Raw genomic sequence first — 15,221 nt, forward strand, 5'->3', positions numbered from 1 at the left:
CAGGACTGAATTCAGCGAAAAGGAAAAATGTATGCCAGCAAAAGGCTTTTATCTGGTGCAGGGCGACAAAACGACCTGCGGCGGAAGAATTATCACGGGCGCAGAAGATCACACTCTGTTTGGTAAACCGGTTGCCCGGGAACAGGACGGCGTGACCTGCGGTAAATTTCCGGGGATTTACAAGGTAGCCGGAGGCATCGACAACGATATCATTCATGGCTGGCGAATGGCCGGCACTCTCGACAGCTACAGTTCATGTCCCTGTAAGGCAAAGTTTATTCCCTCGATATGGGATGATACATACGAAAAGAGTTCAGCCGGAGCAATTTCAGCAGCAGAAGAATCTGGAAAGACATCTCTGGCGAATGCGGTTTCTCAGGCGTTTCTGGCTGGCTCACAGACTGATACAATGTTAGCGCCGGGATATCCTGTGTTAATCAACACTCATACCGTACCGGATGACAACGTTCGAGGGATGCTCAGTGCTAACAGACATGATTTCCTCTTACTGACGGTGGAGGAATGTCAACGGATTATTGACGGCTGGGATTTTGTAAAAAAAACATGGAAAGATGCCGTGACAAATCCCGTTGGTAATACTGTCAAAACATATGCAACGAATATCGATGATGCAGCCAGTGCTTCAGCGATGATTTACAAACTGGGAAGCATCGGTATAACCGCAACGGTGTTTATTAACCACAAAGGAACACGCCTGATAAAAATTAGTGGTTATGCCGCAATCAGGAAAACGCTCAATGCCCCTGTCTTTGCAGAGATGAACCCCAAAATCATCGAGGCTGGAATAGGGAAATTTGGATTAAAGAAATCCATCATTCAAGGTGCGATTCTCGGTTTTATATATGTGTCGGTTATAGATACAATTGATTTTATATTGAATGATGAAACAACACTCGCAAAATTCCTGGGCACGCTTACTACCGATATCGTCAAAGTAGGAATTACTTCAGCAGCGCTTTATGCTGTTGGATTATATACAATGTCTGCGTATATAGTCCTGAATATCGCTGTTGTTCTTGTTTTTGGAGCTGGTTTAGCTTGGGTGTTAAACACTCTGGACAGGAAATATCATATTACGGATAATCTGGTTGAGTTCATGGCACCTTACATCGAATCTGCACAGCAAGAGTTTGTTGAAAGATCCAGGGGAATCTCAAATGATTTACTTGATTTGGGAGCCATGTATATAGATGGAAAGCTAAGAAAAGGGCGGCAAGTAATAGAATCCGAAATAAAGCAATATATTAAAAAATTTATTGGCGATCTGGCGCCGCAGGTAATTGACTTATGAGTGCGAAACGCAGGTTTTTTGGAAATGTTATTATTTGGTGTGTTTCATCATTAGGTTCCCTGTGGTTTGCAAATGATGCATTTAGTGAGCTATTTGAATTTGGAAATGATATAGTGTTTTCACCGATTGTTTCCGCTCTGCTAATGATTCCGATAATTCTTCTCTTCCCATGCATATACTGGTATTTGGCAATGAGGCACGGAGAAGAGCAGGCAATTATCAAATGCAAAAAAACAAACAGGGTATTTATAGGTCTGGTTGGTGTTTTTATCATAAGTTCCGTCATCTTTTCCTTTGCGTATACTTCGATTCTTGAGAGTAAAGGCTATGTGAAGTGCGTCGGCCGCCCTGATGGATGGATGCCGGGAATGGCCACCGAATACCTACTCCCACCATCAGTATGTGGAGGAAGTAGGCTCGCCGGAAAAGGAGCGAGCAGTTATGCTTCCACTACATTCAGCCAGTCACAGGACGTTGAGAATGATTAAGTATCTGTTGCTTTTTTTGGCGCCTGTAGCTTCATTTTTACTGGTCAGGCATCACAGATAATATTAATAAACTATTGTTCATAGTGGACGCAAGCATTGTTGTTTGAAGTGAAATCGCGCTGCCTCAGGATGCTGCGCATGAAAGCCGCTCGTAGTGAAACCGATAAACTGCGGTGACAGCCAGAGATGAACCAGCTTCTGGCGGGTCTGATTGCGCTTGACCCGGCGGGCAGTGCGGTGCTTTGCGGATAACCAGGACTGAATTCAGCGAAAAGGAAAAATGTATGCCAGCAAAAGGCTTTTATCTGGTGCAGGGCGACAAAACGACCTGCGGCGGAAGAATTATCACGGGCGCAGAAGATCACACTCTGTTTGGTAAACCGGTTGCCCGGGAACAGGACGGCGTGACCTGCGGTAAATTTCCGGGGATTTACAAGGTAGCCGGAGGCATCGACAACGATATCATTCATGGCAGGCGAATGGCCGGGACTCTCGACAGCTTCAGCTCATGTCCCTGCAGGGCAAAGTTTATTCCGTCGATGCTGGAGGATACGTACGAGAAGAGTGGAGGGAGTGCTAATTCTGCAGGGGGGGCAACGGCAGCCACACCTACAGCCACACCTACAGCCACATCTACAGCTACTTCACCGGCAACTACTCCACCAGTAACGACTGCCGGGCAGTCGTCGGATCTTAAGAATCAACCGCATTGTCAGCATACTGATGGCGCGATAAAGGTTGCAGACTACATACTCAAAGAAATTAAGACAAATGTCAGAAGCCAGACTGCAGAAACAATCAGATATTTAATCGACGAGGATACTTTAAAACAAAGGCGTGCCGAGTGGAATAAACTCCCTTTTTATGCAAAGTTGCGCACATTTCCAAAACCGGATTTGCCTGCTGCAATGGCTGTCTGGTATCAGACCGTGAAAACGGGTTCTACTTGGGATCACAAACCGAAGATTCGCGATAGATTTTCGTCGGTTGCAGTTGCGCGACCATTACCCAGAAAAGGGAAACCGTCAAGGTCTTATTACCACAAGTTCAAACAGCATGATTACTTTTATGATGTTTGGTCAAACATACATTATGGCTACGTTGGCCTTAGTGTCGGTTTTTCAGAATCATTGCTCTTAAAGGGTTCTACCTGGGAACAAAACATGACACCTGGAGCGATTGGTGACGATACGGTGGACGACGTTACGAGCATGAAGATCGGTTTTGCTCTATTCCATCAACACGGGAAATATGCAGACAGTTTGGCTGTGATTAATATACTTGACGCGCTTGAGCAAACACCTAATGTGCTACTACCGCACTCAAAAGAAAAACACTGGTGCTGGAATACAGATAATCCAGATAAGATTGAGGAATGATTATGAAAATGAAAATAATTCTGGGTTACATTGTATTCTTTTCGGGACTGTTGGTGCTAATTGTTCACATATTCCCGGTGCGACCTTTCGTTACTATTACAAATAATACTAACAAACCTCTTTTCATATATGCTGGTGAGAGCATCTACGGCGTCGACCCCGAGCCTGAAGAAGTTGAGCGAATTGTAAGGTCAAAACCTGACGTCATAGCTCCAGGAGAGAAAAGCGAATTTACTGCTTCATTTATATCTCTGATTAGAAGAGATGCAGCAATCGATATTGGTTGGAGGATCGGTGGCCAATACGAATATGATTCAGTTGGTGGTGGAGGTCAGAATTTCATTCTTTCCTCAACAGCAGGTGCGTGTTCTGTGTCGATTAAAATAAACGATGGATTTAATAATGAGATTCTAGAGGATGATCCTGGAAATTTGTGTTTTAAAAAAATAAAAGCATTCAAGTACAAATATTGACCCACAATCTATTTTTCATTGGAAATGAATATGGAAAGTCAAAATGCCCAGGGTTTAATAAATAATAAAAAATCTGTATAAATATATAGTTAATCTAACTCTGCGTTATTACGATACTGAAATGCGCTACCTGCTGGAAGCTGGCGAAGATTTTTGCCCTCGCTCAACGTGAGCAGGCTGAGATTTCAATGAGACCTGTTGTGATAAGTAACGATGAGCATGAGCAAATCATCCTTTCATGGCATGATCTTGATTTAAATAATGCAAATGTCAGAAAGTTATTATTATAAATATAAAGAGTATGATTTTTACCTTGATGTCTGGTCAAATATCCATTATGGATATATTGGGCTAAGTGTTGGGTTTTCTGAGGAGCTATAATTGAAAGGCTCTATATGGAAGTAAAATATGACCCCGGGTGCAATGGGTGATGATACCCTGGATGATATTACAAGTATGAAGATTGGTTTTGAGTTATACCATCGTTTTGGTAAGTATGCCGAAAAGCTTACTTCTCAGCATATTCTTGATGCGCTCGTAAATACATCAACGAAAGGTTTTTCCGAATCCAGAACCGACCATTGGTGCTGGAATGAAAAGAATCTCAAGCACATAAATATGCCTGCGGAGTTTCAATGATAAAAAATACTGTTATTATTCTTTTTGTGTTGAGTTTATTTTGGATGTTCACTTATCATCTAAAACCTTCCGTAAGTATATATAATAAATCAGGCGGCGTTATTTATTTATATAAAAGCACAGGAGTGAAAAATATTGAACCTGATATTGAACAGGCTGAGAGTTCCATGAGGCCTATTGTGATAAATAACGATGAACATGAGAAAATCATCCTTTCATGGCAGGATGTTAATTTAAACAATGGTCAGTTATATCTTGGGTGGAAGACCAGTAGCCAGACGGATTCATTAACTAATGTGAGCGGCGGGGCGATTTTTGATATTACCAAAAATGTTGGTTATTGTTCATACAATGTGTACATTGGACTAGCGAGGGAAACGATTAAGCCACTGAAGAGCATTCTATGTTTTAATAAAATAAATATATCGCCAAAAAATAAATCATTAATTGGCAAAGAGGCAAGGGAATAACAGGTTGTATGAGATTACGTTTGAAATCACGAAATATAGTACTGAATCACTGATAATCCTGAAAGCCAACCCCGTGGAGTTGAGAATGATTAAGCGTCTGTTGCTTGTTTGTGCACCTGTAGCTTTATTTTTACTGGTCAGTACAACAATTCTCTCCCTTTCATTTATGGATATCAAATATACGTATGAACCCGCGTTAATCGGAACGCAGCTGGATTATCTGGTTGACGAAACCTACTCCATTGCCTGGTTATTCTATGGTGCATTGAATATTACTTTTGTTGTTATTTATACTGTCTTTCTTCTGGTTTTTAAGCGATGAAGCAGGAAAAATTAGTTGGTGCCCTCTCAATAAGTTGCAGATTGTCATGGCTTCGCTTTATCCCTGAATACAATCAAACACTCAATCATATTGGTTATCTATGGATGATTTAACCCTGCGTTATTACGACGCTGAAATGCGCTACCTGCTGGAAGCCGGCGAAGAATTTGCCCGCGCTCACCCTGAGCAGGCAGCAATGCTCAATCTCGATAAGGCGGGCGCGCGCGACCCGTACGTGGAGCGCCTGTTCGAAGGTTTTGCCTTCCTGATGGGCCGTCTGCGCGAGAAGCTTGACGACGACCTGCCGGAACTGACCGAAGGGCTGGTCAGCCTGTTGTGGCCGCATTACCTGCGCACCATTCCGTCGATGTCGGTGGTGGAGTTCACTCCTGTCTGGCGTGAGATGAAAGAACCGATGCGTATCGCCAGAGGTTTCGAGGTCAATTCGCGGCCGATCGGTGAAAAAGGCACGCGTTGTCGCTACACCACAACTAAAGAGATAACCCTTCAGCCACTGGCGTTGGAGCATGCCCGCCTGTCGACTGATCCTGACGGGCGCTCTGTCATCAGCCTGCGCTTCAGTTGTAGCCATCTTGCTGACTGGAGCCGTGTCGATCTCAGCCAGATCCCGTTCTATTTCAATGCTGACGCACCGCTGGCCTGCGCTATGCATGAAGCTTTTACCATCAATACGGCGCGTCTGTGGCTGCGCATGCCAGGTGACGTAGACAGAAGGCCGATGGACGGGTATTTCACCGCACTGGGGTTTGGTGATGATGACAGGCTGTGGCCGAAGGGGGACAGCAGTTTCAGCGGTTACCAGTTGCTGCTGGAGTACTTCACCTTCCGCGAGAAATTTATGTTCATGGGGCTGCGCGGGCTGGAGGCCGTGATCTTTCCTTCTGAGCTTCCTTGGTTTGAAATCGACGTGGTGCTGGCGGAACGCTGGGAGCATGACTTCAGCTTTACCGAAAAGCACCTGCGCCTGAATTGCGTGCCGGTCATTAACCTGTTTCCGCTGGAATCCGATCCGCTGACGCTCAATTCTCTGCAAACCGAATACATGCTGCGCCCGATGCGCGTGCAGGATGGCCATACCGAGATATATACCGTGGATTCGGTGATGTCGTCGAGTCAGCATACCTACGTGCCGTTTTCGAGCTTCCGTCATAAGGGAGGAATGATGCGTCATGAAGCCCCGGAATATTACTACCACACCCGCGTGCGCCGCGGTCCGTCCGGCCTGCATAACACCTGGCTCATTCTTGGCGGCGAAGCATTTGATAATCATACCGTCCCGGAAGACGAAAGCCTGTCGCTGACGCTCACCGGCACAAACGGTCAACTGCCACGACGTGCGCTGCAAAGCACCGTGCTTGATACGGTGATGAAAACCACTTCGGTCAGCATTGCCGTGCGCAACCTGTGCGCGCCGACGCTACCTTGTTACCCACCGGCGCAGGACCGTTTCCACTGGCGCGTGCTGAGTCACCTTGGCAGCGGATTTCTGTCGATGATGGATAATGCCGACGTGCTGCGCGGTACCCTGGCGCTGTATGAATGGACCGACAGCGAGATGAACCGTCGCCGCCTGGAAGCCATCATTGACGTGAAGCACAGTGAAACCGAACGCTTTGAGCAGGGCTATCTGGTGCGCGGCGTGCAGATTGAGGTGACCCTGGACAGCCATGGCTTTGCCGGGCGCGGTGACATCTGCCTGTTTGGCGAGATGCTGAGTCGTTTCTTTGCGCTCTACACCGACATTTATCTGTTTAACCGACTGATTATCATCCTGCAACCTACCGGAGAGCGCCTGGAATGGGAAGAGAAGCACAATCGCCGTATTCCCGGCTGAGCCCACGGCTGGAAGCCGACCTGCATCGCATTAACTTTTACCGTTTATGCCAGTTACTGGAGAAGCGTAACCCGGGCAGGCCGCTGATGGGCTCGACCAGTCACCCGGGGGATGATCCGGTACGCTTTGCCCCACATCCGGGGATGGGATTTCCGGCCAGTGAGATGAAAGCCGTGGAATATGATGAGGAGGATGACAGCCGGCCACCACTCATCCGCACGACCTTTATGGGAATGTACGGTGTCGACTCACCCTTGCCGACGGCGTATCTCGATGACATCGCTCAGCGTCGGGAAGGGCATTATGCACTACAGGGTTTTCTGGATATCTTCAGCCATCGCATTCTGACGCAGTTTTACCGTATCTGGCGTAAATACTCTTATCCTGCCACCTTTGAACCCGGTGGTACAGACAGCATCTCGCAGTCACTGCTGGGCCTGGTGGGGCTGGGTATTCCCGGCACAGCAGACCACATTGCCACACCGGTATCCCGTTTTCTGGCTTTGCTGGGTGTCCTACAGCAACCGGGCAAAACTCAGGAGGGGATGCAGGCGCTGGTGACTTTGCTGGCCCCGGAAACCACCGTTAAGGTTAGCCCGTACTGCCTGCGGCCGGTGGAAATTGGTCAGCCACTGGGCTTTTACGGTGATGACGATTTTCTGTTGGACGGCAACACACCACTGGGTGACGAAGCGATGGATGCGGGTAGCCAACTGCTGGTTGCGCTTAGGACGGATAATGAACAGGAGGTACAGGGCTGGAAGCCGGACGGTCTGCTGTATCAGGACTTTATGGTGATGATTCGTGTCTGGCTCGGTTGGCGTTTTAAGGCAAAACTCACCCTGACCACCCGGACCCGACTTCTTGCCGTTCCGCCGCTTGGTGAAGGCCCTTTCTGGCTCGGGATGAACGGCGTGCTGGGGGCTGATGAGGGGGAGTTTACAGACGATATCCCACCGACCTTTACGACGGAACTGGGCTATTACACCGGCCTGAAGCCGGCAATATCACAACAAGGAAACCGACGTGTTACGTACAAGTTCAATTAAACATGCGAGCTTGCTGCCTGCTCTGCTGGCATTCAGCCTGACGGGGTGCGGGGTGACGCAGGGCATCACTGATGGCACCAAATCGGCATTTAACTCCGTGTTCTACAAAAAAATTAAGATGCTGCACCTGGATTTCACGGCGCGTGAAGCGTTAAACACCGATTCCCGCGAAAATAACTCACTCTCCGAGCCGGTGGTAGTCCGCGTCTATCAACTGAAAGACCGTAAAATCTTCGATAAAACGGTTTACCAGCAACTCCTGAAAGATGGCGAAACCATCCTGAAAGCCGACCTGCTGGCGACCCGAGATGTGGTCGTAAAACCGGGTGGTGATACAAATCTTGATATGCCAATGGAAGAAGAAACGCAGTTTGTCGCGGTAGTCGGCCTGTTTCGTCACCCGGACCTGGACAACAATACCTGGAAGCAGGTTCTAAAACGTGAAGATCTCGATCCGGATAAGCCGCGCATTCTGGAGGCCGGGAATAACCACCTGACGTTACAGCCATTGAAGGATGACTGATGCCAAAGGGACATAATACGCCATCGCTGTATGAAATGCTGAGCGGCAATTTCTCAGGTGGCCTGAACCTCAACCAGGTCAGCGAACAGAATCAGGTGATTTTATCAGTACTCGATAACATGCAGCGCATCCTCAACTGCCGCGCTGGTACGCTGGCTCACCTGCCAGACTACGGCCTGCCGGATATGACAAAAATCCTCCAGGGGATGCCCGGAACCGCCCATCAGCTGATCACCACACTGTCGGCCGTGTTGCTGAAATATGAGCCGCGCCTGAATCGAATTAACGTGGTGATGCAGGAACAGATTCAGGCCGGTGAGCTTCGCTACGCCATTGACGTGGAGCTGAAGGGGGTGGGGCTGGTGCGCTACGGCACGGAATTTATGCCCGAGGGCAGGGTATTAATCCGTCATCTGAAACAACAGCAATACCTCGATGCACGAGCCGCCATCTAGTTATTACTCAGGTTAAAACAGTTATGACAATAAATTCTGAACGCCAACTTAAAACCGGCGGGGATCCGCGCACGCTTGCGGATTACGCTGCCTTGCGCGAAGAAATGAACAAGCTCACCCATCCGGCACGCCCGGATGTGAACTGGCAACACGCGGAAACGCTCTGTCTGTCACTGTTCGGGCATAACGGTGTGGAGCTACAAACGGCTGCCTGGTATACGCTCGCCCGCACGCATCTCGCCGGACTCTACGGCATGAATGAAGGGCTGGCGCTAATGGCTGCACTGGTCGTCCGGCAGTGGGGTGGCCTCTGGCCACAGCCTGTCCATGCGCGAGTTGAAATCCTCAGCGCACTGAGCAAACGCCTGCAACAGGTGGTGAGAACGCTGACGTTGACGTATGCCGATTTAGGACAACTTTATCAGGCTGAGGAGAATCTGAACGCTCTGAGTGACATGTTGCAGCGCCTCGAACTTAAGCATGCTGCTCAGCTTGATGTCCTGCGCACGATGATGCAGAACGCAGCAGTGCGTCTGGAAAACAGTGAAAATACGGGCGTGAGTCTGCCGGGTAACGCGGTAGGGGCCGCGGAACTCCACCTCACAGAACCGACAGAGCGTTGCAAATGGGTTTATGTGGTTCAGCCCGAGTCGTTGCCGAATAAAGAGCCTCCTGTGCCCGTGAAGCAGTGGAAACCATTTGCTGCGGGTATGTTGTCCATGCTGGTGGCTGCGAGCATCGTCGCAGTGGGATGGCAGATGATGCATGCGCCGGATTCGGCGCAAACACAGCTGGCCGCGTCCCTGACTCCTTTACCTGAAGGACTTTCTACAGCACAGTTGCAGGCGCTGCAACAAACGTCACCGTCACCGGAACCGGGGATTGGCAAGACACAACAGCTGTTAGCGCAGCTTTTACAGTTGAAACCAGACTGGGCAGTGAGCTTCGGCGACCGTCTGGTGCAGCAGGCGCTGACGCTGTGGCCGGAAGAGGCCAAACCCCTGGCGCAACATTGGCAGAAACAGATGAGTATCGCTGCGCTAGCAGATTTAGATCTGAATGGATGGCATCAGGGTATGGCGCAGTTACAGCAGTTGACAAACAAGCTGAACGCATTGGATGAACAGAAAGGGAAGTACATAACGGTGAGTGAACTGAAATCAGACGTGTTTGCCATGTCGCAGTCATTTAGCCAAACCCTACCGCTTGAGGAGCAGCTTCGTCTGCTTTCCACTCTACCTGCCGGGCAACCCCGGTCAGCAGCGCAGCAAAACAAGGTCGAACAACATCTTCAGAAGTTGATTGTTAGCTACGCCCTGCTGAAGCACAAAAAAGAACAATAAGACTGGCGAAAAACACGGAGTTAACATGTCAGCAAGAGAGCGTTTTTTTAAGAAAGTGCAGCAGAATAACGTAAATAAACCGATTCATATTAATACGGCTGAAGCCGAAGTCAGGCCTTTTTGTCAGCGGATGGATGATCTTGCACAGCAAATTATTGTTTGGTTTGAGGGTTCTGGTATTGAAGTCCTGTTATCCCAAAAGCATATCACCGATTTGAGTACGGTCGGCTACAGCCTCAGTAGCAGTATATGTCGTTATGTCATCACGACTGTCATTCTGCGAAATGGAGATCGCAGCGTCAGCATTATGCCAGAACAGATCATCAGGGGATCAGAGAAGGGGTGTATGACAATGTGCATTAATGCCCCCGGGAGTATATCGGGGGAGAGGATATACCATTTAAGCATGGCGCCTGAAACAGGCTGGTATATTCGTCGCGGACATCAAAGTGTGAAAGAGAATGTTCTCATGACGGAGGACTATTTTTTCCAGTCAGTCGACTGTCTGGCCTGAACGTAAGCCTGCCTGGTGGGAGGTCACGGTAACGTAGTTGATATATATATTAACTACGTTAACTTATTAAGCATGACTAAACAATGTTGCCCTACGGTACTCCTTCTTAAATAGGTAAGCGCTAATATTTAAGGGGGGGGCGGTAACCAAACTACAAGCTGGATATTTACCGTATATCATGCTTTTTATCTGCCTTAAGCGAAACTGCTCAAATCAAACTGCAAAACAACAAACCAACGACGAACGTGAGGACAAAATACTGTGGCAATGCTATAAACCTTAGAGCCCACAAAAATATAAAGTCGTAGGAAAAACTATGCTAAGAAATATTAGTGTCAGAACCTTCATTGTCTATTTCCTTTTATGTGTGTTTTTGGTAAGTGATGGAGTTATAGCGCTATTTTCAGGGAGTTTTTCGCTTTTTATTGCAGTCATTATCGTACAATGTATCGCCTTAATTTTACTCTGGGCGTATATGACAAAATATCTTGTGACGCCGATCAATACTGTGAAAAAAAGTATTGAAGAAGTGACGTCAGGCAATCTCGGCGTGTCGATCCCTGAATTCGGCAACAACTGTGCGGGACGACTGATCCCGGGCATTAATAGTCTCTCCAGCAACATTGCAACGCTGGTCCGTGAGATCCGCGCCTCCTCGCAAACCGCGATGACCCTGTCAGATCAGCTTTCTTCACGCAGCGCGCAGCTTTCCGTTAAAACAGAACAGCAGTCAGCTTCGCTGGTGCAAACGGCAGCCAGCATGGAAGAGATGGCTGCAAGTACAAAAAATAATGCCGACAATACCCGTTTAGCCAGCGAACAGGCGAATATCGCGACGTTGCAGGCGCGTAAAGGCGGAGAGTTAATGGGGCAGGTCGCGAACAATATGCAATCAATTACCGACTGCGCCCAGCAAATGACAGAGATTATCTCGCTGATTGACGGTATCGCTTTCCAAACCAATATACTGGCGCTTAATGCTGCCGTTGAAGCGGCAAGAGCGGGCGACCATGGTAAAGGATTTTCAGTAGTCGCCGGTGAGGTCAGAAGCCTGGCGCATCGTAGCGCCGAAGCGGCAAAAAATATTAAGTCATTGATTGAAGTCACCAGCCACAACGTGACGCAGGGCGTTAACGTAGTCTCTGAAGCTGAAAAAAACATGCACGACATCGTTACCGGCTCGGGCAACGTGAGCCGACTGATGGATGAAATTTCCGCCTCAACATCGGAACAAGAAAAAGGGATTTCACAAATCACGCTGGCATTGTCAGAGCTGGAACGCGTAACACAGAGCAATGTGTCGATGGTTGAAGAACTCAACGGCTCGTCAGATGTGTTGCGCAATCAGGTGATTGAACTTCAGACACGAACACGTAATTTCCGTCTGAAGAACGAGTACCAGGCTGATAATGCGTTAATAAGCCGCGAATGGGTGGTGAATTCCTGAGCATATTCAGGATGATGCCTCACATAATTATTGCTTAACCCTCGACGAAAGCTAGACTGACACCGAAAGAGATAAATCGGTGGAGGCGCTGTGGAGAGCATTAAAGGGTCTGAAGTTAACGTACCTGACGCGGTTTTTGCATGGGTACTTGATGGGCGCGGGGGCGCAAGGCCGCTTGAAGATCAGGATCACATCGACAACGAACACCCATGCTGGCTGCACCTCAACTACACGCACCCGGACAGCGCCGAGTGGCTCGCGTCCACGCCGCTATTGCCCAACAACGTTCGGGATGCGCTGGCGGGAGAAAGTCTCAGACCTCGCGTCAGCCGGATGGGTGAGGGGACGTTAATAACACTGCGTTGCATAAACGGCAGTACGGATGAGCGTCCGGATCAGCTGGTGGCAATGCGTGTCTACATGAATGAACGATTGATTGTTTCCACCCGTCAGCGAAAAGTGCTGGCGCTGGATGATGTCATTAACGATCTGAAAGAGGGCACGGGGCCTACGGATTGCGGAAGCTGGCTGGTGGATGTATGTGATGCGCTGACCGATCATGCCAGCGAGTTTATTGAAGAACTCCACGATAAAATCATCGATCTGGAAGACAACCTGCTCGATCAGCAAATTCCCCCACGTGGTTTTCTGGCGTTGTTGCGAAAACAGCTTATTGTTATGCGCCGCTATATGACCCCGCAGCGCGACGTCTATGCGAGACTGGCCAGCGAACGCATGAGCTGGATGAATGACGATCAGCGTCGCAGAATGCAGGATATTGCTGACCGGCTGGGACGTGGTCTGGACGAAATTGATTCGTGTATCGCCAGAACGGCGGTCATGGCGGATGAGATAGCACAGGTAATGCAGGAGTCATTAGCCAGGAGAACCTATACCATGTCGCTGATGGCGATGGTCTTTTTGCCAAGTACGTTCTTAACCGGGTTGTTTGGCGTCAATCTTGGGGGGATCCCCGGCGGTGAATATCACTATGGCTTCACCACGTTTTGCGTCATGTTAGTGGTTTTGATTGGGGGTGTTGCATGGTGGTTGCATCGTAGTAAATGGCTGTAAATTTACGCATTTTCTAATGCTGCGACTGCTTCAAAACGACATTTTAATTGAGCGAAGTCAATAAACTTAGACCATGTTAGGTGCAATATTACTCCCGCAGGTGAATGCAACGTCAAGCGATGGGCGTTGCGCTCCATATTGTCTTACTTCCTTTTTTTGAATTACTGCATAGCACAATTGATTCGTACGACGCCGACTTCATAGTCGGCTTTTTTTTGCCTCCTTTTTATCTGCGTCTACCCTTTAGGGGTAAGCACCCAAATCTGGAGGAAAAGATGAGTATGCTACTTGCCCTGCAACGCCTGAACACATGGCAGTCCGATCCGGTGCCCACCGATCCGACCCCAATTCCCGATCCCATCCCGCGTCCGCAGCCGATGCCGGATCCGCCACCGGACGAAGAACCGATTAAATTGTCGCATCGTTAGCGGAGATCTGCGAGGATACGCGCCATCTGACTGCAATCATTACCATGAGAGTATATTGTGACCGCTTTTTCCACGCTGAACGTTCTGCCTGAAGCCCAACTGACAAACCTGAATGAGTTGGGTTACCTCACTATGACCCCTGTCCAGGCCGCCGCGCTGCCGGCTATCCTTGAAGGCCGGGATGTGCGCGTGCAGGCGAAAACCGGTAGTGGAAAAACGGCTGCATTTGGACTCGGCCTGTTGCAGCATATTGATGCAACCCTGTTTCAGACCCAGTCCCTGATACTCTGCCCGACGCGCGAGCTGGCCGACCAGGTCGCGGGTGAGCTGCGTCGTCTGGCGCGTTTTTTGCCTAACACTAAAATTTTAACGCTCTGCGGCGGACAACCGTTCGGTGCGCAGCGCGATTCCCTTCAGCACGCGCCGCATATCATTGTGGCAACGCCGGGCCGTCTGCTCGATCACCTGCAAAAAGGCACCGTTTCACTCGATGCACTGCAAACGCTGGTGATGGATGAAGCTGACCGCATGCTGGATATGGGCTTCAGCGATGCGATTAACGACGTGATCCGCTTTGCGCCCGCCACACGTCAGACGCTGCTTTTTTCTGCCACCTGGCCAGAGGCGATTGCGGCGATCAGCGGGCGCGTGCAGAAGAACCCGCTGACCATTGAAATCGATACTGTCGATGCGTTACCAGCGATTGAGCAGCAGTTCTTCGAGACGTCGCAGCAGGGCAAAATTCCACTGCTGCAAAAATTGCTTAGCCAACACCAGCCAGCGTCCTGCGTGGTGTTCTGTAATACCAAAAAAGATTGTCAGGCGGTGTGCGATGCCCTGAATGATGCCGGACAGAGCGCATTATCGCTGCATGGCGATCTGGAGCAGCGCGATCGCGATCAGACGCTGGTGCGTTTCGCTAACGGCAGCGCTCGCGTGCTGGTTGCAACGGATGTGGCGGCTCGTGGCCTGGATATTAAATCGCTTGAACTGGTGGTGAATTTCGAACTGGCATGGGATCCGGAAGTGCATGTCCACCGCATCGGGCGTACCGCGCGTGCGGGTAACAGCGGTCTCGCGATCAGCTTCTGCGCGCCTGAAGAGGCGCAGCGCGCTAATATTCTTGCGGAAATGCTGCAACTGAAACTCAACTGGGTGAATGCCCCCGGTAATATCAGCATCGCTCCGCTGGCGGCGGAAATGGACACCCTGTGCATCGACGGCGGAAAAAAAGCCAAAATGCGTCCCGGTGACGTTCTGGGGGCGTTAACAGGGGATATTGGTCTCGACGGGGCAGATATTGGCAAGATCACGGTCCATCCTGCACATGTCTATGTAGCGGTTCGCCAGTCGGTTGCGCATAAGGCCTGGAAACAGTTGCAGGGCGGGAAGGTTAAAGGGAAAACCTGCCGCGTTCGGCTGCTGAAGTAAGGGAAAAAAGCGTCTCAGA

The 15,221-nt window shown here is 49.4% G+C and carries 18 protein-coding genes and 1 pseudogene; all 19 read left to right on the forward strand.

Annotation, left to right across the window (positions count from 1 at the left end; translation table 11 throughout):
- Positions 1-31 precede the first annotated feature (31 nt).
- The 19 genes and pseudogenes from AC4OVS_RS10390 (at position 32) to dbpA (ending at position 15,202) form a co-directional block, all read left to right on the forward strand.
- On the forward strand, positions 32-1,312 hold the full coding sequence (locus AC4OVS_RS10390) for a PAAR domain-containing protein (protein ID WP_491922373.1): 1,281 nt from the start codon (positions 32-34) through the stop codon (positions 1,310-1,312).
- Positions 1,309-1,800 (forward strand): DUF1240 domain-containing protein, encoded by a 492-nt coding sequence (locus AC4OVS_RS10395; RefSeq protein WP_491922374.1) that lies wholly within the window; start codon positions 1,309-1,311, stop codon positions 1,798-1,800. Before AC4OVS_RS10390 ends, AC4OVS_RS10395 begins: the two co-directional genes overlap by 4 nt.
- 84 nt (positions 1,801-1,884) lie before the next feature.
- Positions 1,885-2,052: pseudogene (locus AC4OVS_RS10400) on the forward strand (type VI secretion system protein TssA); the annotation flags it as partial.
- Between the two features lie 32 nt (positions 2,053-2,084).
- Positions 2,085-3,179, forward strand: coding sequence for a polymorphic toxin type 44 domain-containing protein (locus tag AC4OVS_RS10405; protein ID WP_275062223.1), 1,095 nt, complete (start codon positions 2,085-2,087; stop codon positions 3,177-3,179).
- A gap of 2 nt (positions 3,180-3,181) precedes the next feature.
- Positions 3,182-3,652: an immunity protein TsiR gene (gene tsiR, locus AC4OVS_RS10410; protein WP_491922375.1), complete on the forward strand. Its 471-nt coding sequence runs from the start codon at positions 3,182-3,184 to the stop codon at positions 3,650-3,652.
- A 267-nt stretch (positions 3,653-3,919) separates the two neighbouring features.
- Complete coding sequence (locus tag AC4OVS_RS10415; RefSeq protein WP_243452531.1) at positions 3,920-4,033, forward strand: polymorphic toxin type 44 domain-containing protein; 114 nt, start codon at positions 3,920-3,922, stop codon at positions 4,031-4,033.
- Positions 4,034-4,060: 27 nt separating this feature from the next.
- Complete coding sequence (locus AC4OVS_RS10420; RefSeq protein WP_243452301.1) at positions 4,061-4,291, forward strand: hypothetical protein; 231 nt, start codon at positions 4,061-4,063, stop codon at positions 4,289-4,291.
- Positions 4,288-4,761, forward strand: coding sequence for a hypothetical protein (locus tag AC4OVS_RS10425; RefSeq protein ID WP_275062221.1), 474 nt, complete (start codon positions 4,288-4,290; stop codon positions 4,759-4,761). Before AC4OVS_RS10420 ends, AC4OVS_RS10425 begins: the two co-directional genes overlap by 4 nt.
- A gap of 85 nt (positions 4,762-4,846) precedes the next feature.
- Positions 4,847-5,083: a hypothetical protein gene (locus AC4OVS_RS10430; protein ID WP_491922376.1), complete on the forward strand. Its 237-nt coding sequence runs from the start codon at positions 4,847-4,849 to the stop codon at positions 5,081-5,083.
- Between the two features lie 100 nt (positions 5,084-5,183).
- On the forward strand, positions 5,184-6,938 hold the full coding sequence (gene tssF / locus AC4OVS_RS10435; protein WP_491922377.1) for a type VI secretion system baseplate subunit TssF: 1,755 nt from the start codon (positions 5,184-5,186) through the stop codon (positions 6,936-6,938).
- Complete coding sequence (gene tssG / locus AC4OVS_RS10440) at positions 6,902-7,987, forward strand: type VI secretion system baseplate subunit TssG (protein WP_491922378.1); 1,086 nt, start codon at positions 6,902-6,904, stop codon at positions 7,985-7,987. The genes tssF and tssG overlap by 37 nt, the downstream gene beginning before the upstream one ends.
- Entirely contained in the window at positions 7,965-8,510 is a 546-nt protein-coding gene (gene tssJ / locus AC4OVS_RS10445) for a type VI secretion system lipoprotein TssJ (RefSeq protein WP_032624166.1), read from the forward strand. The genes tssG and tssJ overlap by 23 nt, the downstream gene beginning before the upstream one ends.
- On the forward strand, positions 8,510-8,965 hold the full coding sequence (tssE, locus tag AC4OVS_RS10450; protein WP_058677800.1) for a type VI secretion system baseplate subunit TssE: 456 nt from the start codon (positions 8,510-8,512) through the stop codon (positions 8,963-8,965). The genes tssJ and tssE overlap by 1 nt, the downstream gene beginning before the upstream one ends.
- 23 nt (positions 8,966-8,988) lie before the next feature.
- The gene (locus AC4OVS_RS10455; protein WP_491922379.1) at positions 8,989-10,308 is read left to right on the forward strand and encodes a VasL domain-containing protein; all 1,320 of its coding nucleotides are present in this window, start codon (positions 8,989-8,991) and stop codon (positions 10,306-10,308) included.
- 25 nt (positions 10,309-10,333) lie between these two features.
- Positions 10,334-10,822: a hypothetical protein gene (locus tag AC4OVS_RS10460; RefSeq protein WP_491922380.1), complete on the forward strand. Its 489-nt coding sequence runs from the start codon at positions 10,334-10,336 to the stop codon at positions 10,820-10,822.
- 316 nt (positions 10,823-11,138) lie between these two features.
- Positions 11,139-12,269, forward strand: a complete 1,131-nt coding sequence (locus AC4OVS_RS10465; RefSeq protein ID WP_022648264.1) for a methyl-accepting chemotaxis protein — start codon at positions 11,139-11,141, stop codon at positions 12,267-12,269.
- Between the two features lie 90 nt (positions 12,270-12,359).
- Entirely contained in the window at positions 12,360-13,343 is a 984-nt protein-coding gene (gene zntB, locus AC4OVS_RS10470; RefSeq protein ID WP_032624170.1) for a zinc transporter ZntB, read from the forward strand.
- Positions 13,344-13,618: 275 nt separating this feature from the next.
- The gene (gene ynaL, locus AC4OVS_RS10475; RefSeq protein ID WP_154815129.1) at positions 13,619-13,771 is read left to right on the forward strand and encodes a proline-rich small protein YnaL; all 153 of its coding nucleotides are present in this window, start codon (positions 13,619-13,621) and stop codon (positions 13,769-13,771) included.
- A gap of 57 nt (positions 13,772-13,828) precedes the next feature.
- Positions 13,829-15,202, forward strand: coding sequence for an ATP-dependent RNA helicase DbpA (gene dbpA / locus AC4OVS_RS10480; RefSeq protein ID WP_491922381.1), 1,374 nt, complete (start codon positions 13,829-13,831; stop codon positions 15,200-15,202).
- Positions 15,203-15,221: the final 19 nt, after the last annotated feature.

Source organism: Enterobacter sp. 4974935 (assembly GCF_058661735.1).

What these genes read in the sequence shown, in the direction of transcription:
- AC4OVS_RS10390 (WP_491922373.1), top strand. Translation starts at nt 32, where the DNA reads ATGCCAGCAAAAGGCTTTTATCTGGTGCAGGGCGACAAAACGACCTGC.
- AC4OVS_RS10395 (WP_491922374.1), top strand. Translation starts at nt 1,309, where the DNA reads ATGAGTGCGAAACGCAGGTTTTTTGGAAATGTTATTATTTGGTGTGTT.
- AC4OVS_RS10405 (WP_275062223.1), top strand. Translation starts at nt 2,085, where the DNA reads ATGCCAGCAAAAGGCTTTTATCTGGTGCAGGGCGACAAAACGACCTGC.
- tsiR (WP_491922375.1), top strand. Translation starts at nt 3,182, where the DNA reads ATGAAAATGAAAATAATTCTGGGTTACATTGTATTCTTTTCGGGACTG.
- AC4OVS_RS10415 (WP_243452531.1), top strand. Translation starts at nt 3,920, where the DNA reads ATGTCAGAAAGTTATTATTATAAATATAAAGAGTATGATTTTTACCTT.
- AC4OVS_RS10420 (WP_243452301.1), top strand. Translation starts at nt 4,061, where the DNA reads ATGACCCCGGGTGCAATGGGTGATGATACCCTGGATGATATTACAAGT.
- AC4OVS_RS10425 (WP_275062221.1), top strand. Translation starts at nt 4,288, where the DNA reads ATGATAAAAAATACTGTTATTATTCTTTTTGTGTTGAGTTTATTTTGG.
- AC4OVS_RS10430 (WP_491922376.1), top strand. Translation starts at nt 4,847, where the DNA reads ATGATTAAGCGTCTGTTGCTTGTTTGTGCACCTGTAGCTTTATTTTTA.
- tssF (WP_491922377.1), top strand. Translation starts at nt 5,184, where the DNA reads ATGGATGATTTAACCCTGCGTTATTACGACGCTGAAATGCGCTACCTG.
- tssG (WP_491922378.1), top strand. Translation starts at nt 6,902, where the DNA reads ATGGGAAGAGAAGCACAATCGCCGTATTCCCGGCTGAGCCCACGGCTG.
- tssE (WP_058677800.1), top strand. Translation starts at nt 8,510, where the DNA reads ATGCCAAAGGGACATAATACGCCATCGCTGTATGAAATGCTGAGCGGC.
- AC4OVS_RS10455 (WP_491922379.1), top strand. Translation starts at nt 8,989, where the DNA reads ATGACAATAAATTCTGAACGCCAACTTAAAACCGGCGGGGATCCGCGC.
- AC4OVS_RS10460 (WP_491922380.1), top strand. Translation starts at nt 10,334, where the DNA reads ATGTCAGCAAGAGAGCGTTTTTTTAAGAAAGTGCAGCAGAATAACGTA.
- AC4OVS_RS10465 (WP_022648264.1), top strand. Translation starts at nt 11,139, where the DNA reads ATGCTAAGAAATATTAGTGTCAGAACCTTCATTGTCTATTTCCTTTTA.
- ynaL (WP_154815129.1), top strand. Translation starts at nt 13,619, where the DNA reads ATGAGTATGCTACTTGCCCTGCAACGCCTGAACACATGGCAGTCCGAT.